Genomic DNA, 24,983 nt, shown 5'->3' on the forward strand with positions numbered 1-24,983 from the left:
GGGTAATTTCAGATGGATGAGAAGTTAGCACTTTCACCCTATCTGTTTTGCCCCTTCCTTATCCCGAACTCAGGTTAGCGTAGCTAAACCTCGAAGCTTGCAATTCTCTGACCAAAAATAGCGTACTTCAAAATTTTGCGCCACAACCGATTGAGTCTCCTCGAACTATTATTCTCAAACTATTATTGCTGGCGAATTGCGATCGTGTAAGAAGGTCGTTGCTGATTGCGTTGACTCTTGACCAAACGAAAATCACGGTCGATATATAGATGCTCAAGCTGAGGGGTTGCTAAGAAACTGGTGCCAACTTTTTTAGCTGTACTTTTGTCTAGACTGCTCAAATCAGGTGCCTTTGGCGCATCCCCTTTGCTGAGTTTGGATCTGACAACCTTGCTCAACCAACTCTCTGCCCTTTCAGACGTGAGCAGACTCCCTCTCCACCTGAATGCTTGCTCAATGCCGACATTCTGGATGTACCACTGACCATTCTGCACTACAAATTTTTGCAATAACATAAAATCGTAAGCCAGCAGAAAGGCAGAAAATGCCTGGAGAAAGGAGTTGCGTTGCCCCGGAGCATAGCGGGCAATATTGGCGTAGTAACCATTGTCTTGAAAGATTTGGTAGGACTGCTCTCGAACTCGTCCGGGCAAGATTTCGATGAACGGGATCGTAGACCAGACCGGTAACCACACGCCGAGCACGATCGCCACCTGCTCTTCGGCACTGGAAAATGGATTGCGCTGACTTAATTCTGCAAATAGGGGTGCCAGGGTGCTTTGGTAAAACTTTACTTTTTGACTCAAGGGCGCTCGATCGTTGCCTTCACCCAGCTTCAAAATCTCCTGCTTGAGGTCGTCTGTGCTTCTATGACTTAAATTGGGGGGCACTATTCATCCTCCAAACGTCGCCTCTCGTCTTATACCAAATTAATCTGTAAATGCGACAGATATGCGACCTCCCCCAACCCTTCTTTAGCCAGGAGGGGAGCCGGAACGTTCATCCTGACCCAGGGGGGATGCTGTAGGCAGGGGGGTCGAGGATTTGTCGCAGTGAAACATCAATTTGGTCTTAGCGTAACGTAAGCAGACAGTGGTTCGCTGGTATGAAAAAGACAGCGATCGCTACGTTGGAGAAACGCCGAGCATTGATACCGAGTTTGCCCCATCACAAATCCGCCCGGATCGTAAACGAATAGTCTCCTCCCGGTTCTAATTGATAGTCTTTGGCTTCTAAAAATCGCCCCAACGGTTCTTTAATCAAGGCGCGACCCAGCGATGGATGGATAACCAACTGCCCGCAGCGAAACAGCCAGCGAAATTGCCACTCGTAATGGTTGGCGATCACCTCGCCCTCAATCTCGCCACGTTGCCAAGAGTGGCGAAAGATGCGGACATGAGCAGTCGTTTCGGGAAGGCGCTTAGACACAGTACTTAAATCTAAGAGTGCTTAAATTCAGGTTTTTATTCAACACTACGATTGTTGTAAAGGCTCATTGCTTTTTCAACCCCCTGCTTGAGGCTGACTTCGATCGCGCTGACAGTCAACTCTAAAACGTCGTCGATCATCGGTTTCTCAGAGGGGGCAAAGGTTCCCAGCACATGAGAAACGGCATCTTTGTCTCCAAGACGTGACTTAGGGCTACCAATGCCGATGCGTAACCGGGGAAAGGTTTGAGTGCCAAGATGCGCGATCGCAGATTTCATGCCGTTTTGCCCCCCGGCTGAGCCAGACAACCGCAGGCGCAGTTTGCCAACGGGCAGATCCATATCGTCATAAATCACCATCACCGATTCGGGCGGGAGTTTATACCAATCCACCACGGCGCGGATCGATTGTCCTGAATTGTTCATGTAAGTGGTGGGTCGAAGCAGGCGAATTTTTCCCACCGGACTTAAGCCCTCACCAAACCATCCCTGAAACTTCTTGTTCTCTGCCATGGGAATTTGCCAGACCTTTGCGAGTTTTGCGATCGCCATAAAACCGACGTTGTGGCGGGTCTGTTCGTATTTTGCACCGGGGTTTCCGAGTCCTACAATCAGGTGGGGAAGGACTAATTTAGGGGGCGTATCGTCGCTCATGCGTTGGGGTAAGCTAGCCGTCTTTCTCGGTGGTGTTGGTTGCGATCGCGGGTTCTTCAAGCTGCTCTTCGGCAGGGGAAAGGCTAGGTTTCTCAGACGGCTCTAGCGTCGCTTCCATGGTCTGGGGGGCAGGTTTCTCTAATTGGTCTGCTTCTCGCTTAAATTCTGACTCAAACTCTTTTGATGCGTCCTGAAAACTCCGAATGGCTTTCCCCATGCTTTTGCCAATTTCTGGTAGTTTTTTGGGACCAAACACCAGTAAGGCGACGACCATAATGAGTACCATTTCTGGCAAGCCAATGCCGAAGACGTTCATGAGGGGAGGCTCCTGAAGTAGGGATGAGGGATGAAAAGTTAAGACAGATACATTGTAGTAGCTTCAGGATTTGAGGTCACGGCGCACGCTCAAATCGCCTCTTTTTTATCTGGGTTGAGTCCTATTTCAGCGTGAAGCGTCTTGCCGGTTAGATTGTTCCTTGTTTTTACAGCACGTTTTCAGTCTCAAGCTCGGAGTTTCGCGATCAACGCTCGACTATTGGAGTTCAAAGCTCGGAGTTTCGTGATCAAAGCTCGGAGTGTGGAGCTAAAAGCTCGGAGTTTCGTGATCAAAGCTCGGAGTGTGGAGTTCAGAACTTGAAGCTTGGTGCAAGAGGCGCGATCGCTCGATGTTGAGGAAGCGATCGCATCTCTTGCGTTTGGATCAGTCTTCCGCAAACCATGGATAATGGTCGGAATTGTGGCATCGGAGACCGTTTTCATGGCAACCCGCACGGATAAAGCCCTGTTTAACCGCAAAGTTTTGAATACGGCGATCGCGCACTATGGGTTTCCGGCAGATTTAGAGGCGCGGTATCAGAAAATTTTGGCATGGGTGGAGTCGCTGGAGGCAGGAACGCTGTATCAAGTGAAAGAAACGGCGCTGCATGGACAGTTCTTGCGGGATGTATTTCAAGAGGTGTTGGGATATCGATCGATGATCGAGGGCGGCGGAAAAACGTGGGAGATTGCCGCAGAAGAAACGATCGCGAATGGGGGAGGATCGGCAGATGGAGCGCTGGGATTTTTTAGCGGCAAGGAAACGACGAAGGGAAAGGTCAAACTTGAAGGGCAGGTGATTGCACCAATCGAGCTAAAAGGTGCAAAAGCGGATCTAGATCGACAAAAGGCGGGAGAATCTCCTGTGGATCAGGGGTGGCGATATGCAAATCATACGGCGGGGTGTCGATGGGTATTGGTGTCGAACTATCGCGAGATTCGACTTTACCAAACGAGCAAGAGTACGGCGTATTATGAGGCGTTTTTTCTAGAAGAGTTGGCAGATTTGGAGGCGTTTAAGCGGTTTTATTTTGTGCTGTGTCGGCAAAATTTCCTACCGTTCAAAGCGGGACTCGATCAGGTTTCACGCATTGATCAGGTATTGAAGGCGTCGGATCTTCGGCAAGAGGAAGTTACCGATGAGTTGTACGCGGAATACAAAAATATTCGTGAATTGTTGGTGAATGACTTTATTCGCACGCAAACGACGGGTGCAAATCAAGAACTAATTCTGATTGAGAAGGCACAGAAGCTGCTCGATCGCATTCTGTTTATTGCCTTTTGCGAAGATCAGGGACTTTTACCCAAAGAGACGCTAAAAAATGCCCATGATGCCAGGTCTGCATATACATCAGAGTCGATTTGGGAGATTTATAAGCGATTATTTCGCTGGGTGGACAAGGGCAATGAGGAACCTGCGATCGCAGGATATAACGGCGGTTTGTTTGCGTATGATTCGATTCTGGATGGACAGCTAACGGTTCCTGATTCGCGCTGTACGCGGCTGAAAAATCTAGCGCGGTTTGAGTTTGATACGGAAGTGTCGGCAGATATTTTAGGACGCATCTTTGAGCAATCGATTACTGACCTCGAAGAACTGAAGGCAGAGAAAACAGGTCAGACGTTTGATGAGAAAAAAGGCAAACGCAAGACTCAGGGAGTGTATTACACGCCTGCTTGGGTGACGCAATATATGGTAGCGACAGCATTAGGCGGCTATTTGCAACGACGGGAGCAGGAGATTCGCGATCGCTTCACCCCAAAAGAGCTAAATACCAAGGTAGGAGAGATTCGGTTTTGGCAGACGGTGCGAGACGAGGCGCTTAAACCTGTGCGGGTGATTGATCCGGCGTGTGGATCGGGGGCATTTTTGATTGCGGCGTTTGATTATTTGCTGCGATCGCACGATCGGCTGAATCGACAGCTTGCCGCGTTGGGATCTGCGACGGAAAATTTAGCGGCGATCGACCGATGGATTCTAACGGAGAATCTGTTTGGTGTAGATTTGTCGCCCGAATCGGTAGAGATTACGAAACTTTCGCTGTGGCTGAAGACGGCGGCTCCGGGAAAGACACTAACGGATTTAGATAACAACATTAAATTCGGAAATTCGATTGTGGATGATCGAAACTGGGATGTGAATGCGTTTCCTTGGGAGTCTCAGTTTCCACAAGTATTTGCGGCGGATGGGTTTGATGTAGCGATCGGCAATCCGCCCTATGTGCGGCAGGAGTTTTTGTCGCATGTGAAGCCGTTCTTGCAGCAACATTATGCGTCTTACGATGGCGTGGCAGATCTGTACACCTATTTTTATGAGAAGGGGCTAAAAATCCTCAAACCCAATGGATTGCTGTCGTATATTGTCACGAATAAATGGCTGCGATCGGGCTATGGGGAAGGGTTGCGCCGCTTTTTTACCCAAAATTCGGTGTTTGAGCAGATTATCGATTTTGGTCATGCGCCCATCTTTCAGGATGCGGATACATTTCCCTGTATTGTAGTGGCGCGGAAGTCTCTGAATTCAGGACAGAAGCTAGAAGAAAAAGCAGATGAATCTGAACAAAAACAAGTGATCATTTGTCCGGTTCCACGAGAGCAATTATCTAACATTAATCTCGCTGAATATGTAGAAGAACAAGCTTATCAAGTTCCTTGGTCTCGCTTTAATGCAGATGCGTGGAGCTTAGAACGTTCAGACGTTGATGATTTAATGCGAAAGATTCAACAAGTAGGAATTCCATTGAGAGAACTTATTGAAGTTAAGCCACTTCGAGGAATAGTAACGGGTTTAAATGAAGCATTTTTAATCGATGAGACAACAAAAAACTATCTTGTTCAAGCTGATCCAAAATGCGCTGAAATTATTAAACCTTATCTACGTGGTCAGGACATCGGACGATGGATTCCTGAGTGGAAGAATCTTTGGATGATTCTAGCTACTCAGAAAATCGATATTGAACAGTACGCTTCTGTAAAGGCTTATCTAGAACAATTCCGCAAAAAACTAGAAGCAAGAGCAGGTAATCAGCTATGGTGGCAAATTCAAGGAAAACTAGCTGCTTATGAGATTTTTGAGCAGCCAAAAATTGTATATCAAGAAATACAATTTCATCCGGCATATAGTTTCGATAGTAGTAACTACTTCACCAATAACAAAGGTTTTATTCTTGCAACTGCTGATTTATACGTTTTAGCAGCACTTAATTCTCCACTCATGTGGTGGCACAATTGGCGCTACTTGCCTCACATGAAAGATGACGCATTAACTCCTGCTGGTTACGTGATGGAGAATCTTCCCATCGCGCCACCCACCGACGACATACGATCGCAAGTCGAACCCATCGTTTCCCGCCTAATCGAAATCACCAAAGCCAATCAAGACAGCTACCGAGACGTACTCAACTGGTTGCGCTCCAGATTCCGCATCGAAAAACCCGGACAAAAACTCGAAACCTTCGCCACCCTCACCCTGCAAGAAATGCACGACGAAGTGAGAAAACGCATTCCCAAAGCCGGATCGAAAAGTAGCGATCGCTTAGGCATCGCCGGACAAAAAGAAGTCACCCAAGCCTACAACGACTACGCCCTCCCCATCCAAACCCGCACCACCGAAGCCCAAACCCTCGAACATCGCCTCTCAGACCTGATCAATCAAGCCTACGGCTTAACCGACGAAGAAATTAATTTGATGTGGAAAACCGCGCCACCTCGAATGCCCATTGGGCGACAGCCAAACCCAACAGTAAAATAAGCTTATGGAACAGCAATACACAATTTATATGGATGTCTGCTGTCTGAATCGCCCCTTCGATGATTGGCTACAACCTCGAATTCGTCTAGAAGCCGAAGCCGTTCTAGCAATCACTTATCGCTGTCAATCCGGCGAATGGCAACTAGTGAGCAGTACCGCCCTTGAGTCAGAAATCGCACAGACACCCAATTCTACTAAACGACAGCGTGTTCTTGATTCACTCGTTCTTGCTCACACTAAAGTTCTTGTTACAAAAATAATCCTAAGCAGAGCAAAAGAACTTACTGCTTTAGGACTTAAATCATTTGATGCCTTGCATGTTGCTTGTGCTGAATCAGCCAATGTTGACGTTTTTCTAACCACCGACGATCGCTTGCTCCGGCACACTCAAAGTCATCAGTCGGAAATCGCCGTTCAGGTTGCCAATCCTGTAGCTTGGTTAATGAAAGTATCTAAACTAGAAGGAGATGCTTAAAATGACGCCCGTTGAACTCAATCAAAAAGGTTTCAAAGCACTAGTTGATGCGTTGGGCTATGTAGATGCAGTCAGATTTCTAAAGCAATTTGACAACGGTAGTGGTGATTACACTCAAGAACGAAGGCAATGGCTAGATCATCTCAGCCTTGATGACATCTGGGCAGATCTTCAACAGCGACAAATTGAGACTCAAGAGTAAACAATCTAAGCCACAAAGAAATCAAAATCGAAAATACTGAGTAAGTTACTGCTCTGCATCGTCTTTCACATCAAAACTCACGCCTTCGTATAGCTCCTCAATCCCTATCTCCAGACCCACAGAAGCAAGCCGAATTTGCTGATCGCTTGATCCATAATCACGCAACAGCAAGCCTTCAGAGGTTTTTGTGTAGTGTTCGATTTCTAACTGATATTGATTAATCATCACGTACTCCTGAAACTCAGGAATCGAGCGGTAATCCTTAAACTTGTCAGAGCGATCGTAACTTTGAGTCGATTTTGACAAGACCTCAACAATCAAACAAGGATTGGTCACCGTGTCTTTGCGTTGCCCCTGAAACGCAGGCTCACCCTCAATCACCATCACATCTGGATATGTATACTGCCGATATTAAGGAATCCAAAGCCACAAATCATTCACAAAAGGTCTGCGTTCTTGCCTCGCAAGCAAATTTTAGATAAGCATACAGGCTGCCTACGATTCGGTTATGGTCGATCGATCCGCCCGTCATTGGCACAATCTCACCATCTCGATACTCATTCCGAAACTCAGCGTTTTCTTCAAGCGCCAGATATTCCTCTAGCGTGTAATGTTGCTGCACTGAAGTTTACATAGCTGCCTCTCTTAGAAACTGTGCAGTTACGACACGCAACTCCGCAGGAAACGCCCGTGCTAAATAGTACGTCTTTACCCACTTACCCAATGACTCTGACCCAACGATTCTGAAGCCGCTAGCTTTACATTCGTGCTTCACAAAAAAATCCCAGACAAGCTGGGATTTCATCATGCACTAGCAAATATCAAGCCAAGACGACCCATTAGCCGCCCAAGCTTCTCCAGTCAACACTGAAGTCATTCAGAATTAGAGAGGAGTTGTAAATTTGCAGAATGATTAGCAGAAAGACGAGAAACAATGCCATGAAAACGCCCATTAGAGGCGTTGTTCCCCAGCCCGGAACGACTTTTCCGTATTCGGAATTAAGGGGTTTTAGAACATCTCCCAACCGAGTGCGTTGTGCCATTGGCTCACCTTAAAATGATAGTCTCGACAGAATTTGTAAATTCTTTGTAATAGTATAGAGGAATCCTTCTCATAATTTGAATCGCGTTATGGAACCCGCAATAGCTCTTAACATTTCTATCTGTGCGGCGCTCGTTGGCATCACGGGGTATGCGATCTATACCGCGTTTGGTCCGCCGTCTAGGGAGTTGGATGATCCGTTTGAGGATCATGAGGACTAGAGGAGGGGGTGTGTTTCGGCGCACCCTCTTTTTTTGGTAGAGGTTTTAGGGTGAAGGTGCGAATTTGCCAGGGTTGAATGTTGGTGGCAGCGGATTGGGGAGCGGATGTAGCAGATACCTGATTGGGACGTTCGAGGAGGTCAACGGAGTAAGCGATCGCAAGTCCGAAATCGCTTTTGAGGGTGAGGTTGGCGGGTTTGCCGTGGCATTCGTAGCAGCGCAGAATCCATGCCTCAGGGTTGTCTTCGGATTGTTTGAGAGCGGTCAGAATCAGGTTCTCGGATTGCAGATCGAGGAGTGAGCCGCCGGGTGGAAGACTGCCTTGAGATGAAGGTTGCTCGATGCTGACGGGGTGGAGGGGGTGCCTGAGGTCTTGAGCATGTCGGACGGTTTGAGCCGATTGCCAACTGCCCGCATGAGGGTAAATCGCGTAGGTGAATTCGTGATGCCCAAGATCTGCTTCTGGGTCGGGAAACTCGGAGCCTCGAAGCAAGGTGAGACGGATTTGATCGCTCTTGCAGTCGTAGCCGTGTTTGCAGTCGCTGAGAATGCTAACGCCATAATCTGACTCGCTTAAATCTGCCCAACCCAAGGCAGAGACTTCCCATTGGGCTTTTTCTTGTTCGGTTTGGGGGGTGGTGGTTCGTGCGATTGGCGTTGCCAAGCTCCGAAGGATCGCACCTCCAGCAATTTCATAAGTGGCAAAATCGGCTGCCACCGTCAGCGGAAACGCCGCTTTGACAACAACATGGCGATCGCGCCAGTCTACATGAGTCGAAATTTTTAGAACGGGTGAGTGTTGCTGAAGCATGTAGGTCTGATCAAAGATGGACTGACCAAGTTGGCGCTTGACTCGGACTCTCGATTCAAACGCGCTTTGTGCCTGGTCAATGCCGCCTTGAAAGGCTTGCTGTCCGGTTTCAATTGCTAAAAGTTTGGTAGGGGGCAAGGGATGCTGGGCGTAATTTGGGTCGATGTTCCAAGCATCCCAATATTGTCCTTCGTCTCGAAAGGCTTGGAGTTGATTGCCGGGATGGCTGAGAATTTCGCGCTGGTGTTGCTTGTCAAACAGGGTGGCTAGCTCTCCGGTGGTTGGATCGACGGTGGCACGCAAAAATTCGTTTTCTAAGACGAGCGAATCGGTCTGAAGGGGCAATGGGTGCGGCTCAGTTTCGCAAGGACAAAGCCAGTAGCAACGGTAGCCAACGGCTGGAATGTCGGCTCGAAATCCAATGAAATCGGAGTTGAGGGTGGGGTTGCAGACGTAATTTTGGTTGCCAATGGCTTCACCGCTCAAGTCGCAGATGTGCCAATGTCGAATCATTTTGTTGGCTTGTGGAATGGAAACTTGAACAATGTCGGATCGACTCCAGTTGAGTGAGTTGAAGACGACTACAAGTTGGGCGTCTGGGTGAGGCGGCGTTGGAAGATAAATCTCGGCTGCGATCGCGCTTCGGGCATCGAGGGAAAGTTTCATGCAGCGATAGAGCGCATTTTCCCAAGCCTCGTTCGCTTCGACAAAGACTTGAGTGATTGAAGAACCCGGCAAGATATCGTGAAATTGGTTAAATAAAACTTGTTTCCAAACTTGCTCTAGTTCTATTTTTGGATAGCTGAAGGTGTGCGGCGCAACGATCGTAGCTAAGGATGACCACAGTTCGGCATCAAAAAGACATGCTTCAGAACGGCGGTTAAAGCATTTCTGATCGCCATGGGTGGTGTAACAGCCGCGATGGAATTCTAAATAAAGCTCGTCGTTCCAAACCGGAATCGGGCTAGATGTTTGATCCATGTCACTTGAATGTTTGAGAGTCGCGATCGCATCTTGATCAGTCGTCGATGCCTCTTTCGGATGAATCGATGAGTCTTTTGGATGAATCGATGCCTCTTTTGGATGAATCGATGAGTCTTTTGGATGAATCGGTGAGTCTTTTGGGTGAATCGATGCCTCTTTTGGGTGAATCGATGCCTCTTTGGAGTTCATCGCCTTAGCATCTCGGTTCTCCAACGCTTCCAAATACTTCAACACGGTTGTAAATTTCAACGTCGGGAAAAATGGCGACTTCTGCCATCGTTGTGCAAGGGTCAGCATGTCACGGGTTGGGCCTCCTCCATGATCTCCAACTCCTGGCAGCCAAAGCGAATGAGGTGATCCCGTTCGAGCGAACCATTCCCAGGCATAGGCAGAAAGTGCGATCGCGTCTATCCCTTCCCCGATCGGAGCCGACATCAGACTAAACACCGTGCTGCCATCGGGAGCTTGCCAATTAAAGACCTCGTAAGGATATTTGTTCGTATCATTCCAGCGAAATTTTTGAGTAATGAAGTAATCCATCCCTCCCTGCTTGAGGAGTTGAGGTAACTGCCAGTTGAAACCAAATGTATCTGGGAGCCACGCGATGCGGTTAATCTCCCCAAATTTTTCTTGGTAGTAGCGCTGACCATAGAGAATGTGCCGTGCGATCGCTTCTGCACCAATCAAATTCATCTCTGGCTCAACCCACAGTCCGCCCACAATTTCCCAGCGTCCTTCTTTCACCCGTTCCACAATCTGGGCAAATAGCTCTGGGCGGTTTTGCTCGATCCAGTCATACAGAGCGGGGGTGGAATGACAAAACGTGAGATCTGGAAACTCGTTTTGCAAGTTCAGAACAGATTGAAACGTGCGTTCGGCGGCTCTCCAGGTTTCTTCTACATCCCACAGCCACGCCATATCAAGATGAGCATGACCGACCATATAAATTGTGTGCTGTTTGATGCGGGGACTGAAGCGATGGAAGCGATCGCGCAACCTGTGCAAGGAGTGATTAAACTGAGTGCGATCACCGACGGCTGACCACTCAAGCTGGGCGATCTGCGCTTCGACAGTCTCTAACTCTTCTGGCGCAAACGTCTCTAAATAGCGTTGCAGCACCGCAAGCTCATCTGCGACAAAGCCCGGATCGATCGCGTCATAGTCCGATTCATACACCAGCCGAGACTTCATCAACCCGCCGATGTCATGTCCGGGGCTAATGAGCCGAATTCCCACCCCAACCATCTCCCCCGGAACGACCTTCTGGCTCAACACAACCCGACAGGAATGATCAAACAAATCGCCTTCCTGCACCTTTTCACCGTTGACAAACACCTCGGCAAACTCTGCCCACCACGTTAGCGCCAGGCGAAGCGTTAGCCCCTCTACCGGATAGCCCTGCACCTGCTCCGGCACATAAAATTCTTGATAGAACCATCGCACCTTGCGCCCTTTCTCCCAAACCAGATAGCCCTTCTCATTCAGTTCAGCCTTACTAAAGAACTGAGACGGCAACTCGGTGATGCTGCCATCGCGATCGCACAGGTGCCAACCGCTCTGCACGTCGCATTGAGTCAGGCGACGCAAGCTCTCAACGACACCCGAAAAAATCGATTGATTTACAGAGTCAGTCATATATGATAAAAAGGCGCTACAGTGACGAGCAAATCGTCCCCCTAAGTCTATGGCTTCTCATGGTCGCTATCAAAGTCATCTCCTCAGCTTCGTGTCACGCCAACGACAGAAGCTAGCCGGTAGAGCAAGCGTGGCGTTGAGACAGGCAAAACTGGCAACGCTCTGGAGCGCTCAGATTTTGCTCTATCCCGTGTATGCCGCCTATCAAACAACCCGCCTGATCGGACGCCAACTGAAACAGACGGTAGAACGAGTGCGGGTGAGTTTGAAACTGGGTCAAGCCTCCTCTAGGGCAACACCAGAGCGCTTCGAGATTGATACGCCGATTTACCAAGTGTTGGCGGCGGTTAAGCACATCGTCCATCCTGACCTGCACGAACCTAAAGTCCACGTCGAGAAGCCGCGCTGGAACGTGGGGTTTCTCCGGCTTCCGGTCACAGCGGTTCGCCGCTTGCTGTCGCCTGAGTCGGTGAACCTTTCCAATGCGCTGGCAGAGGTTTCCCCAGCACCGCTAACGCTGGCGTCTCCTGCGATTTCACCCCAAACGGCTGAACCCAAAACTGCCCCATCGCGGCTGCCCATTCAAGCGATCGCATCTCTGCTACAAACTCGAAGCCTCGTTCTCATTCTCAACGGCAACGTAATTTTCGATATTCTCACGCCCGACCAACAGCACACGATCGAACAACGCATTATTTTTGAGCTTGCCCTATCTCGGCACTGGTATAAAAAACAACACTTAAGTGCTCGATCGACTTCTCCCTTGCCGCTTCCTAGCGATCGCTCTACACTGATCGCACCGGTTCGGGTCTTTCGGCAATTAATGGTCTGGGTGCAGACTGGCCCGGTTGCGATCGCAACCAACTTGTTCCAAGAATCGGCACTCATTCCAACCCACACCTCCGACGGAACCCTCATCCAATCTGCTCGTGAATTAGATTGGTTTGCGCCCAATATCAGTGGATCAGATGTTAGATCGGACGTTCAGGTTTGGCACCTAATTCCGCGATCGCTGCCAAGCTCTAGAGACCTGAAAACCGCCTTCGGTCAGCTTCCCAAATGGTCAGATTTAGAAGCCTTAGTGTGGGCAGCCATTCATTACTTCTTTGGCACACCAGAACGGCACTTTGCAGCATCGTATCCCTCCCTTTCTGGCACAGCAGATTCATCTCCTCATCTAGCCACGGCGCAACCGCGCTCCAATTGGCTATCGTGGTCAGACGTGTTTGATCGTCCGCCCCTGCCTCCGAGAAAACTCTCCCAAACCGTTGCCATTGCTCAACCCGAACCGTTTCTTCAGATGAGGTCTGGGGAGGGTGCTACATTCCCGCTCGATCCTCCTTCTAGACTGGGCGTTGCTCTGCCACCCCAACCCAAAATCTCACTGGGACAATCCTTTAAACGATGGCTACAGCGCCACTTTAGCTCTCAAACCTCGGTTGTGGTGCACCACCCTTCTGAGCCAGTTGAGGGAGAAATTGAACGTTCTGATCTCAGCTTTGTCAATCCTTCAGAGATAGATAGAGTCAATAGACGCGATCGCCAACGTCAGTCTGCCCGCGTTAGCATCAATGCCACTCTACCCCTCGATCTGCCCCCATCTGCCGACGCTAAGAGCGTAGAAGTCCACACCCCTGACTCCCCAACTCACAGCCCCGATTGGATCGATACCGTCGCGATCGCGACCGGATATGTCAAATCGCCATTTCAGAAAATTATGGGCTGGCTCGATAGGGTAGTCTCATGGGTCGAAGCAACCCTGATTGCAGGGTGGAACTGGCTTACGGGCAAGAAATCGTAAGCGATAAAAACAGGACAGCACTCCTGTAAGATATATAAATGCTTACCGTTTAGACGGAATTTAAAAGCCTTTCATAACCCCTGGAGTTATTCAGTTATGATCACGCTCAAGATCGTTGTTTACATTACCGTGGCGTTTTTTGTCGGTATATTTATTTTTGGCTTTTTGTCAAACGACCCCTCACGAAACCCCAACCGCAGAGACCTAGAATGATTTATCCTCGGCGTTCGAGGTGTTGGGGGCAGTTCATCTGCCCTCTTTTTGTGAATTGCTTCTTTTTGTGAATTTCGCGATCGGCGCTAAGTCTAAACTTTAATCTACACGGTTTTGCTAATCCTAAATTGCCGTTGGAACTTTGCCTAACTCTCACAGTCTGTCATTTCTAACGGTCTAACTTCTGTGGAGTTGGTTCGGCAAAATTTGCACCTGCGATCGCGCATTAACAATTACTAACACCGACGCACTATATCTCGGAAGACCTGACCCCTAGCCTCTCTCTTGAACAGAAGCGGTTGGAGAAAAGCTTCGACCCACCGCTTCAGACAGAGGGCAGTCTTCAAAGGCGTCCGTCCTAATTCAACTTATTCAGTTTCTGGCTGCCATTTTGCAGCCCATAAATTACGACTTAGACCTTACAAATTGTTCTATGCCCTATCCGGTTCCGCCCCCAGAGCCTCCTGCAATTCCTGCGGATGTGCGTCCAGCAATCAGCGCCCTGCCCGCCACCGAAGGAACTGTACGTCCCTCCGCTCCCTCGGTGAATCCGGTTACATCCTCTCCTATTTCTGCTGCCGATGTCATGCGCTCCTTCGGGCAAAACCCAGCCTCTAGACAACCCCCAGTGCTGGCGCAACCCTCTCCCCCAGAACCATCTCCCATCCCCCTTTCCCAGTGGAAGAGAACAGCCGTGCTTCAGAGCGCAGCGGCTCTAAAAGATGCTTCAACCCTTGCCCAAACTACGCCTTCTACGCCCCTCCCTCCAGAACAGCCTCCCACACCGCCAAGCCCCGCTCAGCCGCCTGCACCAGCAACGCCCACTCCGGCACCGAGTCCCGCACCGACTACGCCCACCCCTGCCCCCATCCCTACCGAGCAACTCAATAACCAAGGATTTTTAGAGCTAAGAGCCGATCGACAAGACTACGATACTCGTCGCCAAATTTTCACCGCAGAAGGCAACGTTTCTCTGCGCTTTCGAGGAGCGCTGATCACCGCCGATCGCTTGCAAGCCAATCTCCTCAACCGGCTTACCGTTGCCGAAGGAAACGTTGTGCTAACGCGAGGGGAACAGGTGCTGCGCGGGCAACGCTTTCGCTACAACCTGATTCAAGAAGAAGGAACCATCGAGCAGGCGAGCGGCGAAATCTACTTGCCCACGTCTCAAACTGACTTCAACCCCAACCTCCCTACAGACATCACCGCTGGCTCTATTCCACGAGGGTCACTTGGCGATCGCTTAACGGCTAATCAACCCCCGCAGCAAGTCACCCGCCAAGGCACCGTCGGCGTTACCCTCGGTTCACGGCGAACGGCAGGCGGCGTTGCCTCAATTCCTGAAACAGGGGGCACCATTAGCCGTCTGCGGTTTGAAGCCGATCAAATTGCGTTCTACCCCGAAGGCTGGCAAGCGCGGAGTGTCCGCATTACCAACGATCCGTTCTCCCCGCCAGAGCTTGAATTGCGGACTGACCTTGCTCAACTAACCCGCCTGTCTCCCCTACGCGACGAACTTCGAGCCACGCGCCCCCGTCTCGTTTTCGATCAAGGATTCTCGCTGCCTCTGCTGCGAAATCGAGTCATCTTAGATCGCAACGAGCGCCAAGCTACAGGCATTGGATTTGGAATCGATGGCGACGATCGCGGCGGGGTGTTTCTCGAACGAAGTATTGATGTTTTGCCTCCCGGCCCCATTCAATTTACCGTAACACCTCAGTTTTATGTGCAGCGAGCCGTGCAGGGGGGCAATGGGCTAGCGGATTTGTTTGGGGTAAGAACGCAGGTATCGGCTCCTCTATCGCCCCGAACTGCTGTTCGAGGCGATGCCATACTGACTAGTTTTGATCTCGGCAAAATTGAAGATAACCTGCGCGGCAGCCTGAGAGCGCAGCAGTTGATCGGTACCCACACGCTGAGTTTAGAAGCGAGCTACCGCGATCGCTTATTCAACAATTCTCTCGGTTTCCAAGATGTCCAAAGTAGCGTCGGCGCATTGTTCTATTCCCCCACGATTGCCCTTGGCAACACGGGCATCAATGCGAGCTACCAAGTCGGCTATCAGTTTGTCAATGCAGACACCGACCGACCAGAACTCCTCCCTGCCGATCGCCGCAACAACCGAGTTAGCCTCAGCCGCTTTCAAGCCAGCGCTGCTCTGAGCCGAGGTTTTTTGCTCTGGCGCGGACAAGGCTTACCCCCAACCGCCACCGAAGGACTGCGCTATTCCCCGGTTCCCGTTGTGCCCTACATCGCAGTGGGGACGGGCGTAACAGGCGTCACCTCGGCTTATAGCAATGGGGATGTGCAAAATAGCTTGAATGCAACGGTGAGCTTGCTCGGACAGTTTGGCAACTTTTCCCGTCCCTTTTTGGATTACACTGCCTTTAATATCTCGTACACCCAAGCCTTCCGCGATGGGTCATCGCCGTTTTTGTTTGATCGCATTGCCGACGATCGCATCCTCTCTGCCGGAATTAGTCAACAAATTTACGGACCGTTTCGGTTTGGGTTTCAAACGAGTTACAACGTGCAAACGGGGCGAGAAATCAGCACTGACTATATTCTGGAATATAGCCGCCGCACCTATAGTGTGGCGTTGCGCTACAACCCTGTTTTACAGCTTGGCTCGATCAATTTACAGATTAGCGATTTTAACTGGACAGGCGGCGGCAATCAACCGTTTGAAGGAAGTGGTGTCAGACCGGTGCAGGGGGGGGTACGACAATTGCCAGAATAAGATCCCTCGATTCAAACCATTCATTAAAACCATCCTGGGTGGCGCTGAGGAGGAAACTCTTCAGACCAGGCTTGGCAGGATCACTCTCCCGATAATTGCCAATTTTACAAGGGCTGACATAATTAAAATCATACGAAAAAAGAAAGAAACAGTGTTTCTGCTGTCTCCTTCGACCTTTTGCTTTTTGAAAAATGGCTTATGACAAACTTGGTAAAAGGAACGGTTGAAGATCGAACCGCGATCGCCCATGCCATCGATCTTCTCACCCACTACAGCTTTGACCTAGACGGTCACAGCGCGGCGCAACTGCTCGATCGCTGGTTGCGCGACTATGCGCCAGGGTGGATTCGGTGGGCAGTCATCGAAGCCCTATACCAAGGACGCTACAAAGCTGTGTCGGTCGAGCAGATTTTGAAACTGTGGCAGCGCCGCCAGCAGCCGCTTTACCACTTTAGCTACGAGTTTGAGCGGCTGGTGTGTCACAAGTTTCCCCGCAATCTCGCTCAATCGATCCGCCGCCCCGCCCCGCCTGCCTCTGGGCCGATAGCGCTTCCAGAAGCCGCCATCTTGCCAGCGCTGCCTGCCGCCAACCCACCCCTAGAAGTTGAGCCATTCAAGCCGCCTACGTGGTCTGCGTTGGCAGAGCAAATGCAGCACGAGGAGTTGCTCCATTCACCGGCGATCGAGCAGAAACCGATCACTGCGGAGCCGCCCGATCTGCCCATTGCCCCTCGCAACAGTCTGTCAGAGGTGGCTGAAGCCCTGCCCTTGCGATCGGTTGCCCAGAGGCAAGCTGGCATGGATGCCCTCATTGATCAGGCGGCAACTAGTGTGAATGCCTCTACAGAAGCTGGAAAAACTAAGGTGTTGATGGAAGAAGCGCGGCATAGAATTCAGGCAGAACGCTCTGAAAAATCGGAGCCGGATCTGCCCGGTGCCCCCAACCCGGCAGACGATGCGATGAGCGCTCTTGGCGAGACTAAACCCGTGCTGCCTTCTGATGAAGCCGCGATCGCAGACGATGCCCATCTCCCGATTCACCAATTTACCCCGGCTGCCGATGGCTCAGATTTTCACAGCAAACTAAGAGCCGTCGCCGATCAAGACCTGCGATCGTAAGCCCAAGTAGCCCCTAGCGGTTATTTTCACCTCTCATCCCTTTCCTGCTATTCTCGTAAATGCCCTCAATGTAGACTGTCATGCTAGACCTGACTGGAAAAAATGCCCTCGTAACGGGGATCGCAAACAATCGCTCGATCGCGTGGGGCATTGCACAACAGTTACACAAAGCAGGCGCTAATCTTGGCATCACCTACTTGCCCGATGACAAAGGCAAGATGGAGAAAAAAGTAGCAGAACTGGTAGAGCCGCTACAGCCGAGTTTGTTTCTGCCGCTCAATGTGCAAGACGAAGCGCAGGTACACTCCACGTTTGAGGCTGTGGGTAACACCTGGGGCACGTTGGATAGCTTGATCCATTGCCTCGCGTTTGCCAATCGCGATGATCTCACAGGCGAGTTTAGCAGCACCAGTCGCGCCGGGTTTACCACTGCTCTCGATATCAGTGCCTATTCCCTGATTCAGATGGCAAGTGCCGCAAAACCCTTGATGACCCAAGGTGGCAGCATCGTCACCCTGACTTATTTGGGTGGCGTCAAGGTGATTCCCAACTACAACGTGATGGGCATTGCCAAGGCGGCCCTGGAAATGAACGTCCGCTATCTCGCGTCGGAACTCGGTCAGAGCAATATTCGCGTTAATGCAATTTCAGCAGGTCCTATCCGCACGTTGGCTTCGTCTGCGGTGGGTGGCATTCTCGACATGATTCACCATGTTGAAGAAGTCGCGCCGTTGCGTCGCACTGTGAGCCAAACCGAGGTTGGCAATACGGCTGCATTCCTCTGTAGTGACCTGTCGAGCGGTATCACAGGGCAAGTGATCTACGTCGATGCGGGGTACGAAATTATGGGCATGAGCGGCGCGCAGGCATCGTCGTGATCCAATTTTCTCAGCGATCGCACGCTCAACCCTTTGAGAACAGAGCGAGAATCAGGTCATGTGAAAAATAGGTTGATAGAAGCGATCGCAACGCCCTAGCATAGGCACTATAACGTTCTTTTTTATAGTGCGATCGCGATGCAAACTAGTGACCGTCCTCAAGTCATTCCCAGCGCAACCCTGGCTCGAACCGCGTCTGTCAGTCGCAAAACGGGCGAGACGGATGTGCATGTCAGCCTCAACTTAGATGGAACCGGGCGATGCGTTGCCAACACGGGCATTCCCTTTCTCAATCACATGCTGCATCAGATTGCATCCCACGGCTTGATCGATTTAGACGTGCAGGCAACGGGCGATATTGAGATCGACGATCACCACACCAATGAAGATGTGGGCATCACGCTGGGCATGGCATTTGCCAAAGCCCTAAGCGATCGCAAGGGCATTGTTCGCTTTGGTCATTTTGTGGCACCCCTCGACGAATCGTTGGTTCAAGTGGCGCTCGATTTTTCTGGGCGTCCGCATCTGAGCTATGGATTAGAGATTCCGACGCAGCGAGTCGGAACCTACGATACACAATTAATTCGTGAATTTTTTGTGGCGATTGTGAATCATTCGCAAATGACGCTGCACCTTCGGCAACTTGACGGCATCAATTCCCATCATATTATTGAGGCGACGTTCAAGGCATTCGCGCGATCGCTGCGAATGGCGGTGGAAATTGATCCACGGCGCGCCCATGAAATTCCAAGTTCAAAAGGTGTTTTATAGTGCGTCGATTTATTTTAATAGCAGCTTTGGTAGTGGGGGTTCCGACGGGCGCATGGATCGCCAATCCGTCTCCTGCCGCCGCCCAGTCGATTTGGAAGCGGGTCGTTTTTCCCAAAGAAGGCTTTTCGGTGGTGGTGCCGGAAATGCCCAAAGCACGCCAGGAAAAAGGGCTTTCCCTTTATGAGGTTGTCCGCGATCGCGAGCAGGTGAGGTATGCGGTTGGCTATCTGGATTTGGCGATTGCACCGGGCAGCGATCCAGCCTTGATCAACGAGGTGTATGAAGGAGTCCGCAAAGGGGCAGCAGCCGATCAAGGAAAATTAGTGTCTCATCGCACGATCGCGCTGAGCGGGTTTCCGGGTCGAGAAATGACCTTTTTTCTGCCAGAGGGGTTTGCGGCGCGGTGGCGGGTTTACGTCGTCAACAAGCGAGCCTACTTTCTGAGTGCCACAACAACGCGAAGAAATCTACAAACCGACTTAGCAAAAAGTGTCGCGGTCTTTCTCGATTCATTTCGGGTAGCTGCAAAGCCCCCAGTTGCACCGCCGCAGTTGCCCCGGCAAAGTGTGCCTGTTCTGCCAACACCCAGCCCGACACCCAGCCCAACGCCTTCGCCTGAGGCGACACCTAGCGTAACGCCCTCGCCGCCCAGCCCAACCCCATCTCCGACGATGCCTTCACCTGTGCCATCCCCGACCCTAACACCTTCACCTCAAGGTGGACAGGGCTAGCGGGCAATAGAGACTCAAGGTTCTAAACCCTAACCAGGGTAAAGCGCCTTCTACAACTCAAACTCCAAGGCTTATTTGAGCGCGGTTAAGATCTGCTGGGCAGATTGCCCGATCGCGCTCAACTCGGCTTGTCGCCCGGTCGTTTGGTAGGTAAGCCGAAGTTTTAGATAGGCTTCAGGCTTGTAGAGCAAGCGTTCTGCCCATTCGATCGCAACGATGCCTGGCTCAACTTCGATGCCTTCCCAATAGAGATCGGGGTGAAGGGTCGCCGTCTGCGATCGCTCCAACCGATACAAATCAAAGTGGTAGAGCGGAACCCGCCCATCTAAATATTCGTTGATCAGCGTAAAGGTTGGGCTTTCGATCGAGTCTTTGATGCCCAATCCTGCGCCAATGCCTTGGGTCAAGGTGGTTTTGCCGCTCCCCAAGTCCCCTTCTAGCAGCAGCACCGTTCCTGCGGGCAGCGATCGCCCAAGGCGAATTCCCAGATCTCGCGTTGCGTCTGCATCCGCTAGGGTCAAAACATCTATCGGCTCACTGCTGCTGGTCACGCTAAATCACTCAGCCTCTAAATCTACTCAGCCTCTAAATCCGCTCAATCCCCCGACCCGGAGGAACGCTGACGGTTCTTGGCTCTATAAATGACCTGCCCGGCTAAACCACTTCAGCAACACCTTGGCTAAACGGTGCGAATCATGGCGAACGTATCCCGTTTCTGGATCTTCAATCATGATGTTGGCACGAATCACCCGCCGCCCTAGCTGCATCACCGCCTCTGCATCAAACTCAACCGGGTAGGATTTTTCTTGAGCATAGCGCAGCAACGCTTTGGCAGAGGGGGAATATTTTTGAATGATCACCGCATCAAACAGGCGACGACCACAAACCCGATCGATGGCTCGAACATGGTCAGCAACGGTGTAGCCATCGGTTTCCCCCGGTTGGGTCATGATGTTACAAACATAGACACAGGGAACTCGTCGCGCGGCGATCGCATCGGCAATATCGGGCACGAGCAAATTCGGAATCACGCTGGTGTAAAGGCTGCCAGGTCCAACAATAATGTAATCTGCATCGGCGATCGCATTCACCGCTTTGGGCACCGCCGGAGGGTTGTCTGGAATGCAGCCAATATGGACAATTTGTCCGCCTGCTTCGGTGATGTTCGATTCGCCTTCGATGCGGCGTCCATCTGCCAGTTCTGCCCACAGTTTGACATCACTGAGCGTCGCCGGAAGCACCTGACCACGCACCGCCAGCACCTTAGAACTCGCCGCGATCGCTTGCTCAAAGTCTCCCGTGATCTCGCTGAGCACCGTTAAAAATAAATTGCCAAAACTATGCCCAACCAACCCATCTCCCGCTTTGAAGCGATATTGAAATAGCTCGGTCAACAGTTTTTCTTCATCTGCTAGCGCCGCGATGCAGTTGCGAATATCGCCAGGCGGCAAAACCCCAATTTCTCGCCGCAGCCGCCCCGAAGAACCACCATCATCTGCCACGGTGACGATCGCGGTAATATTCGCACTCGCTTTTTTCATGCCCCGCAGCAGAGTAGATAGCCCAGTTCCGCCCCCGATCGCGACGATCTTTGCGCCACGGTTAAGGCGGCGGTGAGTGAGCAGCATATCAATCAATTCCTCGTTGCGCTCAGGCATCAGCACTTCGGTAATCGAGCCGAAGGTGCGAGTTTGCCCCCAGAAAATCAGCAAGATGCCCGCCAACAGCACTAACGGACCACTGATATAACTCGGCACCACGCGGGTAACCGTTTCTAAAACGTCGCTGGCAAACTGCGTGATATAAAACACAGGCGTCAGCTTGACCCAGATTGCCGCGCCGAGCGAAACGAGCAGCACTCCCCCCGCGCTCATCAGCATCCAGCGCTTGACCGACAGCCCCGGTGCCAGCCACTTAAACCACTGCCCCACCCAGCTAGAGGTAAAGGAGTGAGACTCGTGGCGGAGTGCCCGCACAGCTTGCTTAATAAAACGATTTGTCGTCATAGCGATCGACCGGGGGACAAGGGGACAAGGGGACGGAGATAATAGGGAAGAGGACGCGGTGGGTAAAGGGCTGAATACGTGCAGGATAACCCAAGTTGTGCATCTTAATAGGACAATGCGATCGCACCACCGCAGGTTGCTTTCCCGAATCTTACGACTCCCTAAGGCTTTTCAAAGGTTCTCTGGCTCGACCGGGAATTTTGCTAGAAAGTAAAATTTGGTGAAGGGCTAAGCCCAATTACGGATTATGCAGCAGTTTGCGATCGTCTGAGTCTGTTTACGATTGTCCAAATTGTAAGAGAAGCCCCTCATGCGCCAACCTGAGCGATGCTTGACCCGTCTTCATGGCAGGCAAACCAAGCCAATCCCTCGGCAGGCAGCTACCCTGGTAAATAGAGGGTGTATGGTTGATCTCTGCAAAAAGACATTACATTAAATGATCTAAATGATCTGCGTTCTGCATAGGCATGGCTGAGCCGTTGATTGAATTAAAAGGAATCTGTAAGCAGTTTGGAGGACATCGTGTCCTCGACCAGACTGACTTAACTGTTTATCGGGGTGAAGCCCTGGCAATTATTGGGCCGTCAGGAACCGGAAAATCTACCGTGCTAAGGCTCATAGCTGGATTGCTGGCTCCCGATGAGGGCGAGATTTTTGTTGGTGGAAACCGGCGCGTCGGGCTGATTGAGGACGAACCTGATTCGCTCCATGTCGGTATGGTATTTCAGCAAGCGGCACTTTTTGATTCGCTGACGGTCAGTGAAAATGTTGGCTTTTCGCTCTATCAGCATTCTCGCCTGTCTAGGCAGCGCATTCGGGACTTGGTAGAGCGTAGTTTGGACATGGTGGGCTTGCCGGGCATTGGCGATCGCATGCCAGCAGAACTCTCTGGCGGCATGCGAAAGCGCGTCAGCTTTGCGCGAGCGATTATGGCAAATCCGGCAAATCCGGACGATACGCCCGACGTGTTACTCTACGATGAGCCAACGGCCGGACTCGACCCGATCGCCTCGACGGTGATTGAAGATCTGGTGCGGCATCTCCAGATTGGCGAACGGGGCTGTCAGAGCTATGTCATGGTGACGCACCAGGAAAGTACGATCCGGCGGACGGCGGATCGCGTTTTGTTTCTCCACAGTGGCAAGGTGCAGTGGGAAGGCAAAACCCACGAAATTGACACGACCGATAACCCGCTGATCCGACAATTTTTTAGCGGCAGTGTAGAAGGACCTATTCATGTGCTTGGGTAAAAGCTATGGCGTTGCGATCGCGAACCGTGCGAGAAGGATCAGTGGGCTTGCTGCTTATTGCAGGGGCGGCGCTGTTTGGCGGCTTGGTGCTGTGGATCAAAGGACTCAACCCCGCCAACCGCAGCTTTAGAATCATGGCTGATTTTGCCGTGATCAATGGGGTTCAGGTTGGGTCTGCGGTGCGCTACCGAGGGGTCAATGTCGGCAGAGTGAGCAGTACAAACCCTGGCGCAAATGGGGTAGAAGTCGCCATTGACGTTTCGCCTGCCGATTTGCTGATTCCTCAAAATGCCGAAGTCACGGTCAACCAGACGGGCTTTTTGGGCGAAACCGTGGTGGATATTGTGCCCCGTCAACTGCTGCCCGAAGGCGCGATCGCCAACACCCCCCTCGACCCCAACTGCAACCGGAATCTGATTTTGTGTGACGGGTCGCGGATCAAAGGGCGATTGGGCATCAGCACCGATGAACTGATCCGAGCGACGATTCAATTTGCGGATGCTTACAGCAGCCCTCAACTCACAGAAAATATTACGACCTTAACGAAAAACAGCAGCAACGCCGCCGCCCAGATCGCCACGCTCAGCAAAGAAGTGACGGGTCTAGTGCAAAGCGCTAAAGGAGAAATTAGGACATTTTCAGATACCGCCCGATCGTTCTCTGACACCGCCGAATCGATCAGCACTGCCGCCAATCAAGTATCGCTGACGGCAGGGCAGGTAAACGAGCTAGTCTCGGCGAACCGAGCCACGATCGTATCGACGCTAGACAATCTCAACACCACGAGTACCGCGTTACGCAGCAGCATCGCGGGGTTAACGCCGATCGTCAACCAGGTTCAACAGGGCAAACTCCTGCAAAATCTAGAGGTGCTTTCTGCCAATGCGGCTCAGGCGTCTGCCAATTTTCGAGACATTTCAACAACGCTAAACAATCCTGAGAGCGTGCTTCTCTTGCAGCAAACGCTAGACTCGGCTAGAGAAACATTTCAAAATACTCGGAAGATTACTGCTGACTTGGATGAATTGACGGGCGATCCTACCCTCCGCAATAATTTGAGAAATCTGATTAACGGACTGAGTGGATTGGTTTCTTCAACCAACCAGCTAGAGCAGCAGTCGCAGATGGCTCAAATTCTCACGGCTCCTTCACCTCGGCTGCGCCCGTTGACCAGAGACACATTGACCAAAAACCCATTAACCAACGACAAACCTCAGCTTTCGGCAGAGTTTATCCCGTCTAAATTTCAGTTTGATGCGCCAATTCCGACTCCGCCCTAACTCATGCCTTGGTTTACCTCAACAATTTTGATCCGTGCGCTACCGGCGATCGCTGACGCTGCGATCGCATTCATCGCCACAAATATTGATGATCTAATCGTCACAATGCTATTTTTTGCTCAGGTCAATCAGCAATTTAAGAAACATCATATTTACATGGGTCAATATTATGGAAACTCATTTTTCACAATTGAACGACGCCCAAAGTTAACTCCAGTCGTCTCGTTTTGCGCCCCGCCCTTTATAAACTTGTAGGGTTTCATGAATCTGCCGAGTCCGCTCGTAAAGCGCATCTTCGGTCAACTTCCACTGTTTGAGAAGCGTGTCTAGATCGGTTTGAATATCGCGCGCGCCCGGAAAGCCGTTGTAGCGAATCTTGAGCCGGGCTAACTCGGCAAGGTTATAGTCTGTCGGTTCGCCGCTCAGCAGGGTATCTACAATTTGCCGATCGTTGCTCCACAAGGGGTGCTGCTGGTCTTTTTGCTCTTGCGCCATGGGGCTAACCTCAAAACACGGTGATAGTATCGTATGCCAAGCGCGGAACTCTTCATGCAGATCGATTAACTTGCTGCAATGGTGATCTGAGAACGTGGTTCAGGCGCGTCGCTTACGCCTGACTCACCGCGATCGCCGGTGCTAAACCCTCCTCTCTGGGTGAAAAGAGGGTTTGCCTGCAC

25 protein-coding genes are annotated in these 24,983 nt (G+C 51.2%); 14 read left to right on the forward strand and 11 right to left on the reverse strand.

From position 1 onward, the window contains the following. Nucleotides 1-182 precede the first annotated feature (182 nt). From GS601_RS18360 to GS601_RS18375, 4 genes are all read right to left on the reverse strand, one after another. Nucleotides 183-890: a hypothetical protein gene (locus GS601_RS18360; protein ID WP_338017073.1), complete on the reverse strand. Its 708-nt coding sequence runs from the start codon at nucleotides 888-890 to the stop codon at nucleotides 183-185. A 277-nt stretch (nucleotides 891-1,167) separates the two neighbouring features. Beyond that, nucleotides 1,168-1,428: a DUF3146 family protein gene (locus tag GS601_RS18365; RefSeq protein ID WP_162424751.1), complete on the reverse strand. Its 261-nt coding sequence runs from the start codon at nucleotides 1,426-1,428 to the stop codon at nucleotides 1,168-1,170. 35 nt (nucleotides 1,429-1,463) lie between these two features. Next, nucleotides 1,464-2,081, reverse strand: coding sequence for an aminoacyl-tRNA hydrolase (gene pth / locus GS601_RS18370; RefSeq protein WP_162424752.1), 618 nt, complete (start codon nucleotides 2,079-2,081; stop codon nucleotides 1,464-1,466). Between the two features lie 13 nt (nucleotides 2,082-2,094). Next, the gene (locus tag GS601_RS18375) at nucleotides 2,095-2,397 is read right to left on the reverse strand and encodes a TatA/E family twin arginine-targeting protein translocase (RefSeq protein ID WP_162424753.1); all 303 of its coding nucleotides are present in this window, start codon (nucleotides 2,395-2,397) and stop codon (nucleotides 2,095-2,097) included. Nucleotides 2,398-2,724: 327 nt separating this feature from the next. Between GS601_RS18375 and GS601_RS18380 the strand changes: the two genes are divergently transcribed. The 3 genes from GS601_RS18380 to GS601_RS18390 are packed head-to-tail and all read left to right on the forward strand — an operon-like array spanning nucleotide 2,725 to nucleotide 6,824. Further along, complete coding sequence (locus GS601_RS18380; protein WP_338017077.1) at nucleotides 2,725-6,147, forward strand: Eco57I restriction-modification methylase domain-containing protein; 3,423 nt, start codon at nucleotides 2,725-2,727, stop codon at nucleotides 6,145-6,147. A gap of 4 nt (nucleotides 6,148-6,151) precedes the next feature. After that, the gene (locus GS601_RS18385; RefSeq protein ID WP_162424754.1) at nucleotides 6,152-6,622 is read left to right on the forward strand and encodes a type II toxin-antitoxin system VapC family toxin; all 471 of its coding nucleotides are present in this window, start codon (nucleotides 6,152-6,154) and stop codon (nucleotides 6,620-6,622) included. A gap of 1 nt (nucleotide 6,623) precedes the next feature. Then, a complete protein-coding gene (locus GS601_RS18390; RefSeq protein ID WP_162424755.1) occupies nucleotides 6,624-6,824 on the forward strand; it encodes a hypothetical protein in 201 nt (66 codons plus the stop codon). Nucleotides 6,825-6,869: 45 nt separating this feature from the next. Here the strand turns inward: GS601_RS18390 and GS601_RS23685 are convergent, their stop codons facing one another. From GS601_RS23685 to psbH, 3 genes are all read right to left on the reverse strand, one after another. After that, the gene (locus tag GS601_RS23685; protein ID WP_274382005.1) at nucleotides 6,870-7,208 is read right to left on the reverse strand and encodes a Uma2 family endonuclease; all 339 of its coding nucleotides are present in this window, start codon (nucleotides 7,206-7,208) and stop codon (nucleotides 6,870-6,872) included. A 49-nt stretch (nucleotides 7,209-7,257) separates the two neighbouring features. After that, the gene (locus GS601_RS23690; RefSeq protein WP_338017074.1) at nucleotides 7,258-7,446 is read right to left on the reverse strand and encodes a Uma2 family endonuclease; all 189 of its coding nucleotides are present in this window, start codon (nucleotides 7,444-7,446) and stop codon (nucleotides 7,258-7,260) included. A 217-nt stretch (nucleotides 7,447-7,663) separates the two neighbouring features. Further along, a complete protein-coding gene (gene psbH / locus GS601_RS18400; RefSeq protein WP_162424756.1) occupies nucleotides 7,664-7,867 on the reverse strand; it encodes a photosystem II reaction center phosphoprotein PsbH in 204 nt (67 codons plus the stop codon). A gap of 88 nt (nucleotides 7,868-7,955) precedes the next feature. Between psbH and psbN the strand changes: the two genes are divergently transcribed. After that, on the forward strand, nucleotides 7,956-8,087 hold the full coding sequence (psbN, locus tag GS601_RS18405) for a photosystem II reaction center protein PsbN (RefSeq protein WP_162424757.1): 132 nt from the start codon (nucleotides 7,956-7,958) through the stop codon (nucleotides 8,085-8,087). Here the strand turns inward: psbN and GS601_RS18410 are convergent. Beyond that, entirely contained in the window at nucleotides 8,047-11,517 is a 3,471-nt protein-coding gene (locus tag GS601_RS18410) for an alpha-mannosidase (protein WP_162424758.1), read from the reverse strand. The two genes, psbN and GS601_RS18410, sit on opposite strands and share 41 nt — an antisense overlap. 49 nt (nucleotides 11,518-11,566) lie before the next feature. Here GS601_RS18410 and GS601_RS18415 point away from each other — a divergent pair, with 49 nt between their 5' ends. The 7 genes from GS601_RS18415 to GS601_RS18445 all read left to right on the forward strand — a co-directional run bounded on the left by GS601_RS18415 (nucleotide 11,567) and on the right by GS601_RS18445 (nucleotide 19,770). Next, nucleotides 11,567-13,318 carry a hypothetical protein gene (locus tag GS601_RS18415; protein ID WP_162424759.1) on the forward strand — a complete coding sequence of 584 codons (1,752 nt, stop codon included), beginning with the start codon at nucleotides 11,567-11,569 and terminating at the stop codon, nucleotides 13,316-13,318. Nucleotides 13,319-13,414: 96 nt separating this feature from the next. Beyond that, nucleotides 13,415-13,531 carry a photosystem II reaction center protein I gene (locus GS601_RS18420; RefSeq protein WP_162424760.1) on the forward strand — a complete coding sequence of 39 codons (117 nt, stop codon included), beginning with the start codon at nucleotides 13,415-13,417 and terminating at the stop codon, nucleotides 13,529-13,531. Nucleotides 13,532-13,964: 433 nt separating this feature from the next. Continuing rightward, nucleotides 13,965-16,271 (forward strand): DUF3769 domain-containing protein, encoded by a 2,307-nt coding sequence (locus tag GS601_RS18425; protein ID WP_238393365.1) that lies wholly within the window; start codon nucleotides 13,965-13,967, stop codon nucleotides 16,269-16,271. Nucleotides 16,272-16,469: 198 nt separating this feature from the next. Further along, nucleotides 16,470-17,390, forward strand: a complete 921-nt coding sequence (locus GS601_RS18430) for a hypothetical protein (RefSeq protein WP_162424761.1) — start codon at nucleotides 16,470-16,472, stop codon at nucleotides 17,388-17,390. 80 nt (nucleotides 17,391-17,470) lie between these two features. Further along, entirely contained in the window at nucleotides 17,471-18,268 is a 798-nt protein-coding gene (gene fabI, locus GS601_RS18435; RefSeq protein ID WP_162424762.1) for an enoyl-ACP reductase FabI, read from the forward strand. A gap of 138 nt (nucleotides 18,269-18,406) precedes the next feature. Then, the gene (gene hisB / locus GS601_RS18440; protein WP_162424763.1) at nucleotides 18,407-19,039 is read left to right on the forward strand and encodes an imidazoleglycerol-phosphate dehydratase HisB; all 633 of its coding nucleotides are present in this window, start codon (nucleotides 18,407-18,409) and stop codon (nucleotides 19,037-19,039) included. Beyond that, nucleotides 19,039-19,770, forward strand: a complete 732-nt coding sequence (locus GS601_RS18445) for a hypothetical protein (protein WP_162424750.1) — start codon at nucleotides 19,039-19,041, stop codon at nucleotides 19,768-19,770. The genes hisB and GS601_RS18445 overlap by 1 nt, the downstream gene beginning before the upstream one ends. 71 nt (nucleotides 19,771-19,841) lie before the next feature. Here the strand turns inward: GS601_RS18445 and tsaE are convergent, their stop codons facing one another. Continuing rightward, nucleotides 19,842-20,321 (reverse strand): tRNA (adenosine(37)-N6)-threonylcarbamoyltransferase complex ATPase subunit type 1 TsaE, encoded by a 480-nt coding sequence (gene tsaE, locus GS601_RS18450; RefSeq protein WP_338017075.1) that lies wholly within the window; start codon nucleotides 20,319-20,321, stop codon nucleotides 19,842-19,844. An 84-nt stretch (nucleotides 20,322-20,405) separates the two neighbouring features. Further along, nucleotides 20,406-21,776 (reverse strand): gluconeogenesis factor YvcK family protein, encoded by a 1,371-nt coding sequence (locus GS601_RS18455; RefSeq protein WP_162424764.1) that lies wholly within the window; start codon nucleotides 21,774-21,776, stop codon nucleotides 20,406-20,408. Between the two features lie 467 nt (nucleotides 21,777-22,243). Between GS601_RS18455 and GS601_RS18460 the strand changes: the two genes are divergently transcribed. The 3 genes from GS601_RS18460 to GS601_RS23995 all read left to right on the forward strand — a co-directional run bounded on the left by GS601_RS18460 (nucleotide 22,244) and on the right by GS601_RS23995 (nucleotide 24,561). After that, a complete protein-coding gene (locus GS601_RS18460; protein ID WP_162424765.1) occupies nucleotides 22,244-23,026 on the forward strand; it encodes an ABC transporter ATP-binding protein in 783 nt (260 codons plus the stop codon). 5 nt (nucleotides 23,027-23,031) lie between these two features. Continuing rightward, the gene (locus tag GS601_RS18465) at nucleotides 23,032-24,306 is read left to right on the forward strand and encodes an MlaD family protein (RefSeq protein ID WP_238393366.1); all 1,275 of its coding nucleotides are present in this window, start codon (nucleotides 23,032-23,034) and stop codon (nucleotides 24,304-24,306) included. Nucleotides 24,307-24,411: 105 nt separating this feature from the next. Beyond that, nucleotides 24,412-24,561, forward strand: a complete 150-nt coding sequence (locus GS601_RS23995) for a hypothetical protein (RefSeq protein WP_238393369.1) — start codon at nucleotides 24,412-24,414, stop codon at nucleotides 24,559-24,561. Here GS601_RS23995 and GS601_RS18475 read toward each other — a convergent pair. Continuing rightward, nucleotides 24,514-24,801 (reverse strand): DUF3288 family protein, encoded by a 288-nt coding sequence (locus GS601_RS18475; protein ID WP_162424767.1) that lies wholly within the window; start codon nucleotides 24,799-24,801, stop codon nucleotides 24,514-24,516. The two genes, GS601_RS23995 and GS601_RS18475, sit on opposite strands and share 48 nt — an antisense overlap. Nucleotides 24,802-24,983: the final 182 nt, after the last annotated feature.

This window comes from Myxacorys almedinensis A, assembly GCF_010091945.1.
Lineage (GTDB): Bacteria > Cyanobacteriota > Cyanobacteriia > Leptolyngbyales > Leptolyngbyaceae > Myxacorys > Myxacorys almedinensis.

Coding starts and splice junctions, on each gene's coding strand:
- pth (WP_162424752.1), bottom strand. CDS start 2,081: ATGAGCGACGATACGCCCCCTAAATTAGTCCTTCCCCACCTGATTGTA.
- GS601_RS18375 (WP_162424753.1), bottom strand. CDS start 2,397: ATGAACGTCTTCGGCATTGGCTTGCCAGAAATGGTACTCATTATGGTC.
- GS601_RS18385 (WP_162424754.1), top strand. CDS start 6,152: ATGGAACAGCAATACACAATTTATATGGATGTCTGCTGTCTGAATCGC.
- GS601_RS18390 (WP_162424755.1), top strand. CDS start 6,624: ATGACGCCCGTTGAACTCAATCAAAAAGGTTTCAAAGCACTAGTTGAT.
- GS601_RS23685 (WP_274382005.1), bottom strand. CDS start 7,208: ATGGTGATTGAGGGTGAGCCTGCGTTTCAGGGGCAACGCAAAGACACG.
- psbH (WP_162424756.1), bottom strand. CDS start 7,867: ATGGCACAACGCACTCGGTTGGGAGATGTTCTAAAACCCCTTAATTCC.
- psbN (WP_162424757.1), top strand. CDS start 7,956: ATGGAACCCGCAATAGCTCTTAACATTTCTATCTGTGCGGCGCTCGTT.
- GS601_RS18410 (WP_162424758.1), bottom strand. CDS start 11,517: ATGACTGACTCTGTAAATCAATCGATTTTTTCGGGTGTCGTTGAGAGC.
- GS601_RS18415 (WP_162424759.1), top strand. CDS start 11,567: ATGGCTTCTCATGGTCGCTATCAAAGTCATCTCCTCAGCTTCGTGTCA.
- GS601_RS18420 (WP_162424760.1), top strand. CDS start 13,415: ATGATCACGCTCAAGATCGTTGTTTACATTACCGTGGCGTTTTTTGTC.
- GS601_RS18425 (WP_238393365.1), top strand. CDS start 13,965: ATGCCCTATCCGGTTCCGCCCCCAGAGCCTCCTGCAATTCCTGCGGAT.
- GS601_RS18430 (WP_162424761.1), top strand. CDS start 16,470: ATGACAAACTTGGTAAAAGGAACGGTTGAAGATCGAACCGCGATCGCC.
- fabI (WP_162424762.1), top strand. CDS start 17,471: ATGCTAGACCTGACTGGAAAAAATGCCCTCGTAACGGGGATCGCAAAC.
- hisB (WP_162424763.1), top strand. CDS start 18,407: ATGCAAACTAGTGACCGTCCTCAAGTCATTCCCAGCGCAACCCTGGCT.
- GS601_RS18455 (WP_162424764.1), bottom strand. CDS start 21,776: ATGACGACAAATCGTTTTATTAAGCAAGCTGTGCGGGCACTCCGCCAC.
- GS601_RS18460 (WP_162424765.1), top strand. CDS start 22,244: ATGGCTGAGCCGTTGATTGAATTAAAAGGAATCTGTAAGCAGTTTGGA.
- GS601_RS18465 (WP_238393366.1), top strand. CDS start 23,032: ATGGCGTTGCGATCGCGAACCGTGCGAGAAGGATCAGTGGGCTTGCTG.
- GS601_RS23995 (WP_238393369.1), top strand. CDS start 24,412: ATGCTATTTTTTGCTCAGGTCAATCAGCAATTTAAGAAACATCATATT.
- GS601_RS18475 (WP_162424767.1), bottom strand. CDS start 24,801: ATGGCGCAAGAGCAAAAAGACCAGCAGCACCCCTTGTGGAGCAACGAT.